Genomic DNA, 15969 nt, shown 5'->3' on the forward strand with positions numbered 1-15969 from the left:
TTTTCATTTAGGCATCCAAGAAGAGAGGTGGTGAGAAAATGGAAGTTACTGATGTGAGATTACGTCGGGTACAGACGGATGGTCGCATGCGTGCGATTGCTTCCATTACACTTGATAATGAGTTTGTTGTTCACGATATTCGTGTCATTGATGGAAATACTGGTTTATTTGTAGCTATGCCTAGTAAACGAACACCAGATGGGGAATTTAGAGATATTGCTCATCCAATTAATTCTGATACTCGAAATAAAATTCAGGAGATCATTTTAAACGAGTATCATAACTCTAGTGAAATAGAGGAAGCTGGTAAAGAAGAAGAATTAGAGGGAATCGGTGTGTAATAAATAGTAAATAACTTACTTTTTAAGGATATGTTACAAACTTACGGTAAAAAAGATAGGAAGAACTCTTCTAGTTGGAAGGGTTCTTTTTATTTTGATAAAAAGATAATATGAGCAATTTCAGGATATACTTCATGACATTCGAGCATAAGGTGCATTGGATTTAGGAATTCATGTTTTTGTCAACTCTACATGCCTTGAAAATAGATGAATTTTGCTATATAGTCATAAGAGAAAATGAGCGTATTGGAGGACTTACAGATGAGCAATATTTTTGCTGTCATTTTGGCTGCAGGTCAAGGTACACGTATGAAGTCCAAATTATATAAAGTGCTCCATCCAGTATGTGGGAAACCAATGGTACAACATGTGGTGGATCATATTCAGACGTTAGATGTGAATCGCATTGTAACGGTTGTCGGACATGGTGCTGAAAAAGTGCAACAACAGCTTGGTGATAAAAGTGAGTATGTGCTGCAGGCTGAACAACTAGGTACAGCGCACGCTGTGCAACAAGCAGAGGCCATTTTAGGTAATGAAGAAGGTACAACATTAGTTGTATGTGGAGATACACCACTAATTCGTCCTGAAACGATGCAAGCTCTATTCGAACATCATCAAGCAAAGAATGCTAAAGCAACTATTTTAACTGCAATTGCTGAAAATCCAACTGGCTATGGCCGTATATTACGTGGCAGTAACGGACAGGTGGAGCAAATTGTTGAACAAAAGGATGCTTCAGCAGAGCAGCAATTAGTAAAAGAAATAAACACAGGCACATATTGCTTTGATAACAAATTATTATTTGAAACATTGAAGCTTGTGAAAAATGATAATGCTCAAGGTGAATACTATTTACCAGATGTCATTGAAATTTTACAAAAGCAAGGTGATATTGTTGAAGCATATGTCACTGATGATTTTGAAGAAACACTAGGTGTTAACGATCGCGTGGCTTTATCACAAGCCGAGACATTAATGCGTACAAGAATCAACGAGAAGCATATGCGGAATGGTGTAACAATTATCCATCCTGAAACAACGCATATTAGTGCAGATGCAGTTATTGGGCGTGATACGGTGATTCAACCTGGCTCAATGATTGAAGGTGCTACTGTGATCGGTGAAGATTGCATTATCGGGCCAAACACTCAAATCATAGATAGCCGCGTTGGTGATCGTACAACTATACATTCTTCAGTTGTCCGTGAAAGCGCTATTGCAGAGGATACTGCTATTGGGCCATTTGCTCATATTCGACCACTTTCAGACATCGGTAGTCATGTCAAAATTGGTAACTTTGTAGAAGTGAAGAAAAGCAAGCTAGATAACGGCTCGAAAGTTTCACATTTAAGTTATATTGGCGATGCTGAGATCGGTAGTAACGTCAATATTGGTTGTGGTTCCATTACAGTAAACTATGATGGAAAAAACAAGTTCAAAACAATTATTGAAGATGATGTATTTGTAGGATGTAATACTAACTTAGTAGCGCCAGTGAAAGTTGGAAAAGGTTCATTTATTGCAGCAGGTTCTACAATTACAAAAGAAGTTCCTGAAGATGCACTTGCCATAGCTCGTGCAAGACAAGAAAACAAACCGAATTATGTAAGCAAATTAAATTCAAAATAATTATCAACTAAACAGGAGGCCATCATGCCGTATCATTATGCAAACTCACAATTAAAAATATTTTCACTTAACTCTAATAATCCATTAGCTCAAGAAATTGCGCAGGAAATGGGCGTAGAATTAGGTAAATCTTCTGTTAAGCACTTCAGTGATGGAGAGATTCAAATTAGCATTGAAGAAAGTATTCGAGGTTGTGATGTGTTTATCGTGCAGTCTACTTCTGCACCTGTAAACGAACATTTAATGGAGCTTTTAATTATGGTAGATGCAGTTAAACGTGCATCTGCTCGTACAGTAAACGTTGTAATGCCTTATTATGGTTATGCACGCCAAGATCGTAAAGCAAAAGCGCGCGAGCCAATTACAGCTAAATTAGTGGCAAACCTACTTGAAACTGCTGGTGCAACACGTGTTATCGTATTAGATTTACACGCACCTCAAATCCAAGGTTTCTTCGATATCCTAATCGACCACTTAATGGCAGTACCATTACTATCTGATTACTTCAAATCTAAAGGTATTCCAGGAGATGAGATCGTTATTGTTTCACCAGATCATGGTGGGGTAACACGTGCTCGTAAAATGGCTGAACGATTAAAAGCACCGATTGCAATTATTGACAAACGTCGTCCGAAACCAAACGTTGCGGAAGTGATGAACATTGTTGGTAATGTTGATGGTAAAGTGGCAATCTTGATTGATGATATTATTGATACAGCAGGTACAATTACAATTGGGGCAGATGCGTTACGTGCTGCTGGTGCAAAAGAAGTTTACGCTTGCTGTTCACACCCTGTATTATCTGGTCCAGCAATTGAACGTATTGAAAACTCTGCTATTAAAGAATTAGTGGTGACAAATACAATTCAGCTTTCAGACGAGAAAAAATCTCCAAAAATTACAGAGCTTTCTGTAGCTAAATTAATGGCGGATGCTATCTCTCGCGTTTATGAAAATAAATCTGTAAGTACTCTATTTGATTAATAAATATTGTAAGTATAAGACCAATCTACTCTTTGAGTAGATTGGTCTTTTCTATATAAATTGGACACTATTTCATCAAGACGAAGAAATAGATGAGTGTTTTATGTGTGAGCCTTCTCACAAAGGGGTATAATAATAATGTGTCTTAATAATATTTACTCTACCTTAAACAAATAGAGCTAAGTATTATCATAGCCTACAACGAATTATTGTTGAGGCGTAAATAATTTTCTTGGAAGGGGAATAAAGAAGTATGAGTACAGTATTAAGTGTTACAAAGCGCGAAACTGGGCATCGTTCAACATTAACCCAACTTAGAAAAGGGGGAGCCATTCCTGCAGTTATTTACGGCTACAAAGTAGATTCAACCCCAATTTCTATTGCTGCAAAAGATTTTAAAAAGTCCATTCAAAAAAATGGGCAAAATAGTGTGTTTTCGCTAGAGTTAGAGGGGAAAAAGGTGAATGCTGTTGTGTCGGAGATTCAGCAATGTTCATTGAAAGATGAAGTAAATCATATTGACTTTTTAGCCATTAATATGGCAGAAGAGCTAGAAGCTGATGTCCCGATTAAATTACTTGGACAGTCAGTTGGTGTGAGTGAGGGCGGTATTTTAATGCAGCCTAACTTAGAATTAAAAGTTAAAGTAAAGCCAACAGAGTTACCCGAATCAATTGATGTGGACATTTCATCGTTGAAAATTGGGGAATCCCTAACAGTAGCAGATATTCGCGATGCTACACCTGTTGAAATTATTAGTGAAGATGATTATATGTTAGTAACCATTGTGGCGCCTGTTTCTGTAGAGGAAGAGACTATAGAAAATGAAGAAGGGCAAGAGTCAGTATAAAAGTAAATACGCTTAAGGCTAATAAGAAAGCTATAGCTTTCTTGTTAGCCTTATTTTTTATGCCTTTTAACAATTGTACAAAATGCTTTCTAGGCGTGCTATATGGTAAAATAATGACTATTAGATTTGAAAGAAGAGAGGTACTTATGAAAATTATCGTTGGTTTAGGAAACCCAGGTAAACCTTATGAGCATACAAGACATAATATTGGCTTTGATGTTATTGATGCGTTAGCAGAAAAATGGGGAACACCTTTAACAAATTCAAAATTTAACGGGATGTACACAACTGTACATCGACCAGAAGGAAAGGTTCTACTTGTTAAACCATTAACATATATGAATTTATCAGGGGAATGTGTTGGTCCTCTAATGGACTATTTTGACATAGAGGTAGAAGATTTAATTGTCATTTATGATGACTTGGATTTAGAGACAGGTAAATTACGTCTGCGACAAAAAGGGAGTGCAGGTGGTCATAACGGCATTAAATCATTAATTCAACATTTAGGCACTCAGGAATTTAATCGTATTCGAGTGGGCATTAATCGCCCGCCAGCGGGCATGAAGGTAGCAGACTATGTCTTAGCTAAATTTTCGAAGGAAGACCAAGTTCTTATGCAAGACGCCATTGTAAATTCTGTAAACGCTGTTGAAGCATCTCTTTCAAAGCCGTTTCTTGATGTGATGAATCACTTTAACGCAAGCAAATAGATGGAAGTAATAAAATTTCTGTTAAAGTTTTTGGATAATTGGCATGGTGTAAGGTGAGTAATGAACTGCCTTACACTATTATTACAGCTAATATTTGTAGTGAATAGTCTTAGCTACAGGTAAAAATTAATTCTCTAATTTTCAAGTTATTGCAATGAGGATGACAGTGAAAAGTGCATAATCCTTTTTATAAATGTCTATACTTTAAGTAGAAAGTTGCTTAAAGGAGGATGATTTGGAGATGTCAGTTCGCTATCGATGTCGGCATTGTGAAGTAGAAATAGGGACACTACCATTTGATGCAGATGATACAATTCGAAAGTTGCATATTTTCGAATTGGGAGAAGCGGATGATTATGTTGAGAAAGATCAACATGGTCAAACGACTGTGCACTGCATTTGTGAGCAATGTGAGGATTCGCTGAGACAATATCCAGATTATCACGCACTCAATAAATGGATTCAATAATTGGAAGGATGCTTTGACACACTTATGTGTGTTCAAGGCTTTTTCCATTTCATAAAACAGCCATTAATAGAGATATGTAAAATAACACTAGAATAATAGAAATAAAAATATAGAATTTATGCTGAAAGGAGCTTTTGACTGTGGAGGTTTTACGACAGCTTGTGTCGCAAGATAAACATATTACATCATTTTTAAAGGAAATTCAGAGCGGTCAAACTGCATCACAGCTTATAACAGGTTTAACAGGAAGCGCACGCCCAGTAATGGTTGATGTGTTATTTGAATATGTAAAGAAGCCAATCTACATTATCTCTCCTAATCTATTGCAGGCACAAAAAATGGTGGATGAGCTTGCTGGACTATTAGGCGAGGAACATGTTCACTATTACCCTGCGGATGAATTTATTGCAGCTGATCTTTCTGTGGCTTCACCAGAACTTCGCGCGGAGCGAATCGCGACGCTCGATTGCTTAGCTAGAGGGGAGAAAGCCGTATATGTAATACCTGTGGCTGGTCTACGTAAAATAATGCAACCAAAAGAACACTGGCTACATTATTTTTTACAAACCGCATTAGGCGAAGATGTTGAAATTGATAAATGGTTGCAAACGTTAGTTGAGATGGGCTATGTACGGAATTCAATGGTGACATCACCTGGAGAGTTCGCATTACGTGGGGGAATTTTAGATATTTATCCACCTTATTTAGAATCACCAATTCGTATTGAATTATTTGATACAGAGGTTGATTCCATACGAACATTTTCAGCAGATGACCAACGTTCTATTGATAAATTACAAAAAATTCGTATTCTTCCTGCTTCTGAGGTCATTCTTACGAAATCAGAAAGACAGGCATTAGCAGACCGTTTAGAAGTGGCATTAGCAGCCAGCCTAAAGAAGGTGAAAAAGCAGGAGACGAAAGAACTTCTGTATCAGCATATTCAATATGATATTGAGTTGCTACAGCAAGGAAATTTACCTGATTATGTAAACAAATATGGCTCATTATTATACGATAAAACAGCCTTTTTGGGAGATTACTTTGAACATGATGGTATTGTGCTTTTTGACGAACTTGGACGTATTCAAGAGGTAATGGATGCATGGGAACGTGAAGAGGATGAATGGTTTTTATCTTTAATCGAAGAGGGAAAAATGGTTCATGATGTCAAACCTGCCTTCTCATTAAAAGAAATATTGGCGATGTTGTCACAACAAAAGCTTTCATTTTCATTATTTTCGCGAACATTTGCAGGGATTACGTTTACTAAAACAACCAACTTTTCTTGCAAGCCTATGCAGCAATTTCATGGACAAATGTCCTTGCTTCAAAGTGAGGTTGAACGCTGGTTACTTGGCAAATTTACAGTTCTCATCATAGCAAGAGATAAAGAACGAGTGAAAAGAGTTCAGCAAATGCTTGAAGAATACGATATTCATACAGCGATAGGTGAGCCAACAGAACCTGGTATTTATATTGTAGATGGTGGCTTGTCGAGTGGCTTTGAATTGCCCCTGCAGCGTTTAGCGATTGTAACAGAAGACGAGCTCTTTAAACAGCAGGCAAAGAAAAAAGCACGCACACAAAAAATGACCAATGCTGAACGTATTAAAAGTTATACGGAAATTAAGCCAGGTGATTATGTTGTACATGTTCATCATGGGATTGGTAAATATATTGGTGTAGAGACATTAGAGGTTAATGGTACACATAAGGATTACCTGCATATTCGATATCGTGCAGACGATAAATTATATGTCCCTGTAGAGCAAATAGACTTAATCCAAAAATATGTGGCGTCAGAGGATCGTGAACCAAAGCTACATAAATTAGGTGGAGCAGAGTGGAAAAAGGCTAAAGCGAAGGTATCCTCTGCTGTACAGGATATTGCAGATGATTTAATAAAGCTGTATGCAAAGCGTGAAGCAGAGAAAGGTCATGCTTTTACACCTGATAACGACGACCAACGTAATTTTGAAGCGATGTTCCCTTATGAGGAAACAGAGGATCAGCTACGTTCAATTGTTGAAGTAAAACGAGATATGGAACGTGAACGCCCTATGGATCGTTTAGTCTGTGGCGATGTAGGCTATGGTAAGACAGAGGTAGCCATTCGTGCCGCATTTAAGGCTATTCAAGATGGAAAGCAAGTGGCATTCCTTGTCCCTACTACTATCTTGGCTCAGCAACACTATGAGACAATTCGTGAGCGCTTTCAGGATTTCGCCATTAATGTTGGATTGTTATCTCGCTTCCGTTCGAAAAAAGAGCAAACAGCCACATTAAAAGGCTTAAAAGAAGGCCGAGTCGATATAGTTATTGGAACACACCGTATTTTATCTAAAGATTTAATTTTCCAAGACCTTGGCCTGTTAATTGTGGATGAAGAGCAACGTTTTGGTGTGACACATAAGGAAAAAATTAAACAGTTAAAGACAAATGTCGATGTCTTAACTTTAACTGCTACACCAATCCCAAGGACTCTTCATATGTCCATGGTAGGGGTCCGAGATTTATCTGTTATTGAAACGCCTCCTGCTAATCGCTTCCCAGTTCAAACATATGTGATGGAGCACAGTGGTGCATTAGTACGAGAAGCTATTGAGAGGGAAATGGCACGTGGCGGACAAGTATTTTATTTATATAATCGGGTTGAGGATATGGCTCGAAGGGTTGAGGAGATTCAAGTACTCGTCCCTGAAGCACGTATAGGCTTTGCTCATGGAAAAATGACTGAGTCAGAGCTAGAATCAGTGATTTTAGCCTTTTTAGAGGGCGATTATGATGTGCTTGTTACGACAACAATTATCGAGACTGGTGTCGATATACCGAATGTAAATACATTAATAGTCCATGATGCTGATCGCATGGGCTTAGCACAGCTCTACCAATTACGCGGGCGCGTTGGACGTTCTAACAGAGTAGCTTATGCATATTTTATGTACCAACGCGACAAAGTTCTGACAGATGTAGCGGAGCAACGTTTACAAGCAATTAAAGAATTTACAGAGCTTGGCTCAGGCTTTAAAATTGCGATGCGAGATTTATCTATTCGGGGCGCAGGAAACTTACTTGGAGCGCAGCAACATGGCTTTATTGATTCAGTTGGCTTTGATTTATATTCACAAATGCTTCAGGATGCCATCGCGGAACGTCAAACAGGCGTGAAAAAAGAAGAAAAGCCAGATATAGAGATTTTGCTGAGTATTGATGCTTATATTCCAGACGCTTACATTCCAGATGGTTATCAAAAGATCCAAATGTATAAACGAATTAAAGCCATGGATCAGGTGGAGGAGTATGACGAAATCATGGAGGAATTAGAGGATCGATTTGGCGATCTTCCAATTGAAACAGAGCGTTTACTTCGAATAGCACGAATGAAAGTTTGGGGCTTAGGTGCGGGAGTAGTATCTGTAAAGGAGAAGCAAAAACTTATTACAATACTATTGTCAGAACAAGGGACGGCAAGTGTCGATGGCAGTAAGATTATTGAAGAATCGATGAAATTCGAGCGTGCTGTTGGTTTTGGTATGGATGGCATGCAGTTAAAATTAACAATAGATGAACGCAAGAGTGGGAAATATCAACCCTTTGATATGTTGGAAGAGCTAATGCAAATTATTGATAAAGCAAAAAAGCAGCCATAATAGTTAAAAGGCTAATCTTATCTTTTACCATAAAAGATAAGATTAGCCTTTTTCATGTTGCTTCAGTAATCATCATCTCTAACATATTTGCTCACAGGAATAATTGATTTTTTTCCAATATTTTTTATGAATTAATTATAGAAACTTATTCCTTGGGTAATCTAATAAAGAGTTGATTGATGTAATACCGTTTTTTGAAAAAAATTGATTGATGGTTGTGAAATCCTTTTTCTTCAGTTTTTGCATAGATTGCTCAAATAAAAACCATACTATTATTGAATTAAAATTTCATTGTAGCGAAAGCGAGGCATTAGAATGAAGGCAACAGGAATTGTTCGTCGTATTGATGATTTAGGGCGTGTAGTTATTCCAAAAGAAATTCGTAGGACGCTACGTATTCGTGAAGGCGACCCGCTTGAAATTTATACGGACCGTGAAGGCGAAGTCATTTTAAAGAAATATTCTCCCATCAATGATTTGGGGGAATTTGCAAGAGAATATGTTGAAACACTTTATGAAACGATGGGCACACCAGCATTTGTCACTGACCGTGATGAAGTAATCGCTGTTGCAGGGATAGGGAAAAAGGAATATATAAATCGTCGCATTACGTCCTTTGCGGAAAGCTTTATGGACGAACGCTCCACAAAAATAGAAAAAATGGAGACAACGATTGAAATTGTCCCTGGACAATATGAGCAGGTAAAATCATATTGTGCGACACCTATTATGGTGAATGGTGACCCAATAGGCTGTATTATCGTCTTGTCTAAAGTACACTTTGTTGGTGAGGTAGAAGTCAAAGTAGTGGAAACAGCTGCAAACTTCTTAGCAAAACAAATGAATAGTTAATGCATGGAAAAGTTATTGCGATGACCTTTAAGGCTGAACAATAACTTTTTTGCGTACATAAGGATGAATCATTATAGGAACAGTAGTGCCACCTTGCACGTCAAACTTTTGAGATATGCTATACTATTGGCATTGTTAAGAAGGAAAGAGGGCAATTTATGTCGCAACGTTTTGGTATGAAAAGCTACATGAAGGGTGCCGCCTTATTGACGATAGCAGCCCTTATTGTAAAAGTTCTTAGTGCCATTTACCGTGTGCCTTTTCAAAATCTAGTAGGTGATGAAGGCTTTTATATCTATCAACAGGTATATCCAGTTATTTCAATCTTCGTTGTTTGGACATCTAGTGGCTTTGCTATAGCCATTTCTAAAATGCTTGCAGACAATGATTGTATTGTTGATACAATAGAACGTGATGAAAGACGTCGCACTATAACACAGGTAGTTTTCAGGTATTTAACGGTATTATCACTACTGTTTTTTGCCATTTTATTTGGAGGTGCTGAAAAGATTGCCCATTTAATGGGAGATATTCAATTAGCACCACTTATTCGTACAGGCTCCTTAGTAGTATTGGTTATGCCGGCGTTGGCTATTTTAAAAGGTAGCTTTCAATCTAGAGCAATTATGGAGCCTATTGCTTATGCCCAAGTACTTGAACAAACAGTGAGAGTAACTGTCATATTAGCAGGTACCTTTCTTATTATGACAACGACTAAATCTCTTTATGATGCAGGAAAAATGGCTGTTATCGGTACAGTAATTGGAGAAATTACAGCCTTGCTATTACTTGCTTATATCTCATATAAACGATTTGGTCTACTGCAAGTTAAACAACATCTACAACGTAATCCAAGTTTACCTATCATTAAAGAGGTCACTTGGCTCAGCTTGAGTGTCAGTATGAGTGGTCTACTACTACTTGGCTATCAATTGGTCGATTCATTTACAATCTATTCTTCATTAATTGATAATGGGATGACTCCTACAATTGCAAAGGAAACGAAGGGTATTTATGATCGAGGACAACCGTTAGTTCAACTAGGTGTTGTCATTGCATCCTCATTGTCGTTGGCCATTGTGCCACTTGTCGCCCATTTGTCGAAAAAACAAGCGGGACGTAGTGCAGTACCATTCATACAATTAACATACAAAGCATCCGTCCTGTTCGGCTGGTCTGCTGCACTAGGCTTAATGCTAGTTATGCCTTATTTAAATGAAATGCTTTTTAAAACCAACTCCTTATCGGAAGTATTGATTGTCTATGTATTTCAAATTGTCCCTTTGTCGATTATCCTTACATTTACAGCGATCTTACAAGGCTATGGAAAATTAAAAAAACCAGCTTTATTTCTCATAATTGGTTTTCTAATAAAAATTATATTAAATGTACGTTTAATTGGTGGATTAGGTGTACTAGGAGCTGCCATCGCAAATGATATAGGATTATTATTAACAGCAACCTTGCTAATTATTTATTTAAAAACATTGACTGGCATTCAATTAGCTTCAGGCGCATTTTATAAAAAAGTAGGTATAGCCTCCTTCAGTATGACAATCGTCGTTCTTATATGGTTACAGCTAGTATCGTCCTTGTTAAACCATTTGATGTCTTCACGTATGATAGCTATGGTGGCGGGTTTGACAGCAGTATCTATTGGGGCGTTTGTTATGCTAACAATTATTGCAAAGAAAAGAGTACTAATAGAAAAAGAATGGTATTTACTGCCGTTTGGACGTAGAATGGCTGTTTACCAACTTTGGCTAAATTCAAGGAAGTAGGTGTAATATTGAATACATTAACAATTATTGGTTTAGGTGCAGGTGACTTTAATCAGCTGCAAATGGGTGTTTATAAAAAATTAAAGGCTGCTAAAAAATTATATGTACGAACAGTGGATCATCCGGTTTTAGAGGAATTAGCAGCAGAGGGTGTGGGATTTGAAAGTTTTGACGACGTTTATGAAAAACACGATACATTTCAACCTGTGTATGCAGAAATAGCTGATTCTCTTATAGAAGCTACCGCTGTTGAGGATGTTATGTATGCTGTGCCAGGGCATCCACTAGTTGCAGAGCAAACAGTGCAATTACTTATTGCAGCCGCAAATGAAGGGAAAATTGAGCTAGTCATTGAGGGTGGTCAGAGTTTTTTAGATCCCATTTTTGGTGTGTTAAAAATAGATCCAATTGAAGGCTTTCAATTACTTGATGGTACTAGTTTTTCAATGCATGACATTAACATGCGTCAGCATATCTTGATCGCTCAAGTATACGATACATTCAGTGCATCAGAAGTGAAGCTAACGTTGATGGAGAAATATGATGATGAGTATCCTGTGACAGTTGTGACAGCGGCTGGATCTTCACAGGAACAGATTGTCACAGTGCCACTCTATGAACTCGATCAAAGTGTAGAAGTAAATAATTTAACAACAGTCTATGTACCACCTGTAAAATCACAGGAGGAGTCATTAAGAGATTGGACAACATTCCGTCAAATCATTGCAACGCTGAGAGGTCCAAATGGCTGTCCTTGGGATCAAAAGCAAACACATGAGTCGTTGAAAAAATATCTACTTGAGGAAGCACATGAATACTTGGCTGCGGTCGATGCTGAGGATGATTTTGCTATGATTGAGGAACTTGGTGATGTGTTGTTACAAGTATTTTTGAATGCACAAATTGGAGAAGATCAAGGTTATTTTACACTTGAAGATGTGTTAGCTTCGATTAGTAAAAAAATGATTCGCCGCCATCCGCACGTTTTTGGGGATGTTGCAGTAGAAGATGCAGATGATGTCGTGGCTAATTGGGAGGCTATTAAAGCTGAGGAAAAAGAAACTAGCGACAAACCTTTATTAGACGAAGAATATAGAGCATCTTCGGCATTACAGACAGCCTACAATTATCAAAAAAGAGCTGCAAAAGTGGGCTTTGATTGGCCAGATGTGGAGGGAGCATGGGATAAATTTACCGAGGAATGGCAGGAATTTCGCCATGAGGTGACGAAAGGCTCTAATGCGTCCCGTCTTGATGAATTTGGCGATGTATTGTTCACATTAGTAAACTTAGCACGTTTCTATAAATTATCACCAGAAGAAGCCATGCTACATGCAAATGAGAAATTTGCAAGACGTTTCGGCTATGTTGAGCAACAGGTAAAAGCAAGTGGAAAACCATTTTCCGATTTTACATTAGAACAATTAGATGCATTTTGGAATGAAGCAAAGCAACTAGAAAAGGAGTAAGATTATGAGATTAGATAAGTTTTTAAAAGTATCCCGTTTAATAAAACGCCGTACTTTAGCCAAAGAAGTGGCCGATCAAGGACGTATTACAATCAATGAAAAGATTGCAAAAGCAAGTAGTACAGTGAAAGCTGGTGATGAGCTTGCTATCCGTTTTGGTCAAAAAATAGTAACGGCACGTGTAGAAGAAATACGTGATACTGTGAAAAAAGAAGATGCAGCAAAAATGTTTACCATTTTGAAAGAAGAACGACTTGAAAAGATTGAGCCTGAATTTATTGATGATGAGGATTAAAGCTAAATTTATTTTCTAGCCCTCCTATTGTTGTCCCGCCTTTCTTTTTGTAGGTGAAAGTATGATACAACTTAAATAAAGTTGTCATGCTTTGAAGGTTGTCCGCATAAAGTGAACAGAAGCTAGGACGACTAAAGGAGGAAAAAAATGACGCTACATCAAGAAAGTAATCGTTACACAATTCCATCTGGAGAGCATATTTTAACGATTCGTAATCGTAAAAGAATGGACATGACTTCTGTAAAATCAATTGAACGCTTTGATCAGGAAGAGTTTTTCATTAAGACGTCCCAAGGGCACTTGTTAATCCGTGGAGAGGAACTGCATATCGTTCATTTAGATGTTGACAAAGGATTATTGACACTTGAAGGAACTGTAAAAACCTTACAGTACGACGAGGAGGAAAGTGGCTTCTCGAAAGGTTTCCTTCATAAGTTATTTGGATGATTGTCAGTGAACAATTTTATCAATTAATTGTCATGGTTTTGAGCGGTATAGCAGTTGGTTTCATAATTGATAGTATAAGGCTTATTGTTTTTTCAACTCCAAAAAGGTCAAGCCTTCGAAAGTGGATGATGGTTGTTGAGTTAATAACTTGGATTCTACTTGGAGGGTTGACATACTATTTATTATTTTGGCTAAAAGATGGCGCTTGGCGGGCTTACGACCCGCTAGCGCAAATAGCCGGAATTTTTTTGTATCAATCATTTTTTCAAACCTTTTTACGTTTCGTTGCTAGAATTTTGGTGAATATAACATGGAGACCCTTTTGGTTCATTGTGCGTTTCATAATTACGGTTATTCGACAAATTTTGCAATTATTAATAAATATTGTTATGTTTGTTATAAGACCTTTTGTCAAAATTTATTCGTATTTGTCCTACACTTTTTTTAAAAAATTACGATATTTGAAGTATAATAAAAAGCAACAATAATTATCGGAGGTGCGGACATGACTAGACGTCATTCATCAAATGATGAATCCCAAAACTTCACTAAGCTTGATAATGACTATGTCCGTAACACGGATAGAGCTATAAATCGCAAACTACAGGCTCGAAAACGTAAGATGCGTCGTATTGTCTTTTTTGCGATTGTACCAGTCATTATTATTGCTCTTCTCTTAAATGTGCTGTCACATCAGAATGAAACATTAGCAGCAAAAGAGAAATCCAAAGAAGAAGCGAATCGGCATCTCACTGAATTGAAAGAAGAACAAGATACATTAAATCTTAAAATCAAACAATTGCAGGATGATGAATATATCGCGAAGCTATTAAGAAAAGAGTACTATTTATCGGAAAAAGGTGAGATTATTTTCATCATTCCAGATAAGGAAGATAAAAAAGACGACTGAAAAGCTATGTATTGTTGACACTCTTTTATTGTTATATATAATGAAAAGAGAAGCTTATTGCAGTAAAAAGTTTGATTAAATTGATTACATGGCTCAAAAGAGTCGCTTAATTTTTAAGGAGGAGCATTTTTTTTATGTCAATTGAAGTAGGCAGCAAGGTACAAGGTAAAGTAACAGGAATCACAAATTTTGGAGCATTCGTTGAGCTGCCAGATGGCAAAACAGGCTTAGTTCACATTAGTGAAGTTGCTGACAATTATGTAAAAGATATCAATGAGCATCTAAAAGTTGGAGATGAAGTTGAAGTAAAAGTGATGAATGTTGAAGCGGACGGAAAGATTGGTCTTTCAATCCGTAAAGCAAAGCCTCAAGCTGAAAGACCAGAGCGACCAGAGCGTCCAGCACGTCCACGTCGTGATAATCGTTCCAATGATCGCAACGAACGCCACCAGCCAAAAGAAAATTTTGAGCAAAAAATGGCACGCTTCTTAAAAGATAGTGATGAACGTCTAGCAACACTTAAACGTGCTACAGAATCAAAACGCGGAGGTCGCGGAGCTAGAAGAGGGTAGTTTGCTGACTGTTTTAATCGTAGAAAAAGTGTATGAAATAGAGTTGGGAGTGGCTTTTTAAAAAGCTACTCCCTTTTTTAATATACCTATAAAGTAGAAGAAGGTCTCTTTTTCTTTTTTGTGGGTGTTATCGTTTTTTCATCGGTAAGACCAATGGATTCTTTCTTCACAGGATGGATAACCATTTTGACAAGTAAAGCAACACCATAAACACTCACAGCTAGTCCACCAAGCAATAAGATTATTTGAACAAAAAACGGTAAGTTTATTAGAATTGAAATAAGAATAATCATTGAGCCACTTCCACAAATTAAAGCAGCTTTCGTTAATGCACTCAAGGGAATTAAACCTCCTAAAAACGTTGTTTTTACTAGTATGCCATACTTTTATATTCTGTCACATAGCTTTACTTGAGCGGACGGATAGAATTTGCAAAGAAGTAGATAGATGGATAAATTAAAAATAGGTATCTCAGAATCTAGTTCTGAGATACCTATTTGAGATGACCCGTACGGGATTCGAACCCGTGTTACCGCCGTGAAAGGGCGGTGTCTTAACCACTTGACCAACGGGCCTATATGGTGGCGGCCGAGGGGATCGAACCCCCGACCTTACGGGTATGAACCGTACGCTCTAGCCAGCTGAGCTAGGCCGCCAAATTTAGAAATGGAGCGGAAGACGAGGTTCGAACTCGCGACCCCCACCTTGGCAAGGTGGTGTTCTACCACTGAACTACTTCCGCATGTCGTTTAAGCAACAAGTTAAATAATACAAGCCAATCGTGCTAGTGTCAAGTAGGTTTGAAAAAATATTTAAAGATATTTCAGGACATTTAACTATAGAAGAATATTTTAGCGGATTTTTTGTTCTTACGTAGAAATATATCCTAGAGAAGAGTTGAATCAAACCATTAATAGTACGTGAAATCCCTTCAAATTAGGCTTTAAGATGAATAGTAAATAATTATTATATTAATTCAATAATTGAATTTTCCGATATTT

At 37.5% G+C, this 15969-nt stretch carries 16 protein-coding genes and 3 tRNA genes; 15 read left to right on the forward strand and 4 right to left on the reverse strand.

What is annotated here, in order from left to right; translation table 11 throughout:
* Positions 1 to 38: 38 nt before the first annotated feature.
* The 15 genes from spoVG to C7B89_RS15490 all read left to right on the forward strand — a co-directional run bounded on the left by spoVG (position 39) and on the right by C7B89_RS15490 (position 14968).
* Complete coding sequence (spoVG, locus tag C7B89_RS15420; RefSeq protein WP_048395448.1) at positions 39 to 341, forward strand: septation regulator SpoVG; 303 nt, start codon at positions 39 to 41, stop codon at positions 339 to 341.
* A 261-nt stretch (positions 342 to 602) separates the two neighbouring features.
* Positions 603 to 1973: a bifunctional UDP-N-acetylglucosamine diphosphorylase/glucosamine-1-phosphate N-acetyltransferase GlmU gene (gene glmU / locus C7B89_RS15425; protein ID WP_103117249.1), complete on the forward strand. Its 1371-nt coding sequence runs from the start codon at positions 603 to 605 to the stop codon at positions 1971 to 1973.
* Between the two features lie 24 nt (positions 1974 to 1997).
* The gene (locus C7B89_RS15430; protein WP_004229183.1) at positions 1998 to 2957 is read left to right on the forward strand and encodes a ribose-phosphate diphosphokinase; all 960 of its coding nucleotides are present in this window, start codon (positions 1998 to 2000) and stop codon (positions 2955 to 2957) included.
* A gap of 253 nt (positions 2958 to 3210) precedes the next feature.
* Positions 3211 to 3807: a 50S ribosomal protein L25/general stress protein Ctc gene (locus C7B89_RS15435; protein ID WP_115674068.1), complete on the forward strand. Its 597-nt coding sequence runs from the start codon at positions 3211 to 3213 to the stop codon at positions 3805 to 3807.
* A 146-nt stretch (positions 3808 to 3953) separates the two neighbouring features.
* Entirely contained in the window at positions 3954 to 4520 is a 567-nt protein-coding gene (gene pth, locus C7B89_RS15440; RefSeq protein WP_016993791.1) for an aminoacyl-tRNA hydrolase, read from the forward strand.
* 241 nt (positions 4521 to 4761) lie between these two features.
* The gene (locus tag C7B89_RS15445) at positions 4762 to 4989 is read left to right on the forward strand and encodes an anti-sigma-F factor Fin (RefSeq protein ID WP_016993788.1); all 228 of its coding nucleotides are present in this window, start codon (positions 4762 to 4764) and stop codon (positions 4987 to 4989) included.
* A gap of 140 nt (positions 4990 to 5129) precedes the next feature.
* Positions 5130 to 8642, forward strand: a complete 3513-nt coding sequence (gene mfd, locus C7B89_RS15450; protein ID WP_115674069.1) for a transcription-repair coupling factor — start codon at positions 5130 to 5132, stop codon at positions 8640 to 8642.
* 315 nt (positions 8643 to 8957) lie between these two features.
* Entirely contained in the window at positions 8958 to 9494 is a 537-nt protein-coding gene (gene spoVT, locus C7B89_RS15455) for a stage V sporulation protein T (protein WP_004229174.1), read from the forward strand.
* Positions 9495 to 9652: 158 nt separating this feature from the next.
* The gene (locus C7B89_RS15460; RefSeq protein WP_115674070.1) at positions 9653 to 11275 is read left to right on the forward strand and encodes a putative polysaccharide biosynthesis protein; all 1623 of its coding nucleotides are present in this window, start codon (positions 9653 to 9655) and stop codon (positions 11273 to 11275) included.
* 8 nt (positions 11276 to 11283) lie between these two features.
* On the forward strand, positions 11284 to 12744 hold the full coding sequence (gene yabN, locus C7B89_RS15465) for a bifunctional methyltransferase/pyrophosphohydrolase YabN (protein ID WP_115674071.1): 1461 nt from the start codon (positions 11284 to 11286) through the stop codon (positions 12742 to 12744).
* A 4-nt stretch (positions 12745 to 12748) separates the two neighbouring features.
* Positions 12749 to 13039 (forward strand): RNA-binding S4 domain-containing protein, encoded by a 291-nt coding sequence (locus C7B89_RS15470; protein ID WP_048395337.1) that lies wholly within the window; start codon positions 12749 to 12751, stop codon positions 13037 to 13039.
* Positions 13040 to 13186: 147 nt separating this feature from the next.
* Entirely contained in the window at positions 13187 to 13486 is a 300-nt protein-coding gene (gene yabP, locus C7B89_RS15475) for a sporulation protein YabP (protein ID WP_004229167.1), read from the forward strand.
* A complete protein-coding gene (yabQ, locus tag C7B89_RS15480; protein WP_048395335.1) occupies positions 13483 to 13974 on the forward strand; it encodes a spore cortex biosynthesis protein YabQ in 492 nt (163 codons plus the stop codon). The genes yabP and yabQ overlap by 4 nt, the downstream gene beginning before the upstream one ends.
* A gap of 17 nt (positions 13975 to 13991) precedes the next feature.
* Positions 13992 to 14396 carry an FtsB family cell division protein gene (locus C7B89_RS15485; protein ID WP_115674072.1) on the forward strand — a complete coding sequence of 135 codons (405 nt, stop codon included), beginning with the start codon at positions 13992 to 13994 and terminating at the stop codon, positions 14394 to 14396.
* Positions 14397 to 14530: 134 nt separating this feature from the next.
* Positions 14531 to 14968, forward strand: coding sequence for a S1 domain-containing RNA-binding protein (locus C7B89_RS15490; protein WP_048395331.1), 438 nt, complete (start codon positions 14531 to 14533; stop codon positions 14966 to 14968).
* 86 nt (positions 14969 to 15054) lie between these two features.
* On the opposite strand, the gene C7B89_RS15495 is transcribed toward C7B89_RS15490, so the two are convergent.
* The 4 genes from C7B89_RS15495 to C7B89_RS15510 form a co-directional block, all read right to left on the reverse strand.
* The gene (locus tag C7B89_RS15495) at positions 15055 to 15306 is read right to left on the reverse strand and encodes a hypothetical protein (protein ID WP_048395329.1); all 252 of its coding nucleotides are present in this window, start codon (positions 15304 to 15306) and stop codon (positions 15055 to 15057) included.
* A gap of 165 nt (positions 15307 to 15471) precedes the next feature.
* Positions 15472 to 15543 (reverse strand) — tRNA-Glu (locus C7B89_RS15500).
* Between the two features lie 4 nt (positions 15544 to 15547).
* A tRNA-Met gene (locus C7B89_RS15505) sits at positions 15548 to 15624 on the reverse strand.
* Between the two features lie 11 nt (positions 15625 to 15635).
* A tRNA-Gly gene (locus tag C7B89_RS15510) sits at positions 15636 to 15710 on the reverse strand.
* Between the last annotated feature and the right edge of the window lie 259 nt (positions 15711 to 15969).

The sequence above is a fragment of the Lysinibacillus capsici genome (assembly GCF_003367505.1).
GTDB lineage: Bacteria > Bacillota > Bacilli > Bacillales_A > Planococcaceae > Lysinibacillus > Lysinibacillus capsici.